Below are 1385 nucleotides of genomic sequence, written 5' to 3'. Positions count from 1 at the left end.
TACTTGGGGACCTTAGCTGATGGTCTGGGCTGTTTCCCTTTTGACGATGGATCTTAGCACTCACCGTCTGACTCCCGGACATAAGTCATTGGCATTCGGAGTTTGACTGAGTTCGGTAACCCGATGAGGGCCCCTAGCCCAATCAGTGCTCTACCTCCAAGACTCTAAATTCCGAGGCTAGCCCTAAAGCTATTTCGGGGAGAACCAGCTATCTCCGAGTTCGATTGGAATTTCACCGCTAGCCACACCTCATCCCCGCACTTTTCAACGTGCGTGGGTTCGGGCCTCCAGTAGGTGTTACCCTACCTTCACCCTGGACATGGCTAGATCACACGGTTTCGGGTCTACGGCAGCGTACTTACGCCCTATTCAGACTCGCTTTCGCTGCGGCTCCGTCTCTTCAACTTAACCTCGCACGCTACCGTAACTCGCCGGTTCATTCTACAAAAGGCACGCCGTCACCCTTTTAACGGGCTCCGACTATTTGTAAGCACACGGTTTCAGGTACTATTTCACTCCCCTCCCGGGGTGCTTTTCACCTTTCCCTCACGGTACTGGTTCACTATCGGTCGCTAGGTAGTATTTAGCCTTAGCAGATGGTCCTGCCAGATTCACACGGGATTTCACGTGTCCCGCGCTACTCGGGATCCGTCTCGGAGAGACTCTTGTTTAGATTACGCGACTGTCACGCTCTCTGGTCAGCTTTCCCAAGCTGTTCATCTACAAGAGTCTTTTGTAACTCCTAGTGAGACGTCCCACAACCCCGCCGGGTAAACCCGACGGTTTAGGCTCTTCCGCGTTCGCTCGCCACTACTGACGGAATCACTATTGTTTTCTCTTCCTCCGGCTACTTAGATGTTTCAGTTCACCGGGTCTGCCTTCTCATCACCTATGTATTCAGTGAAGGATACCATTCCATTACGAATGGTGGGTTGCCCCATTCGGAGATCCCCGGATCAAAGCGTGCTTACCGCTCCCCGAGGCTTATCGCAGTTCGCTGCGTCCTTCTTCGGCTCCTAGCGCCAAGGCATCCACCGTGTGCCCTTAGTAACTTAACCACATTGGTTAGTACTAATAGTCCTTAGCAATTACATGCAGTATCCAGTTTTCAAGGAACGAAAAACTTCGTTTTGGTTACTCTTGCAGAGTAACCTGCCTGGCGACGTCCTACTCTCCCGGCTCCCTGCGGAGCAAGTACCATTGGCGCTGGAGGGCTTAACGGCCGTGTTCGGTATGGGAACGGGTGTGTCCCCTCCGCCATCATCACCAGACAAGTTATTCTCTTAAAAGTGACGAAAACCAATGTAACACGAGTGGTTGTCCACTTTCAAGCTGTAATTTTTGGAAATTTGGTGGAGCTGAACGGGATCGAACCGATGACCTCC

The 1385-nt window shown here is 52.1% G+C and carries 2 rRNA genes; both read right to left on the bottom strand.

From position 1 onward, the window contains the following. Positions 1-1058, bottom strand: a 23S ribosomal RNA gene (locus tag EDM59_RS30765); the annotation flags it as partial. 96 nt (positions 1059-1154) lie between these two features. Then, positions 1155-1271 (bottom strand): 5S ribosomal RNA (gene rrf, locus EDM59_RS30760). Positions 1272-1385: the final 114 nt, after the last annotated feature.

This window comes from Brevibacillus nitrificans (assembly GCF_003710965.1).
In the GTDB taxonomy this organism is placed as follows: Bacteria; Bacillota; Bacilli; order Brevibacillales; family Brevibacillaceae; genus Brevibacillus; species Brevibacillus centrosporus.
This window is presented reverse-complemented; position numbering and strand designations above follow the sequence as displayed.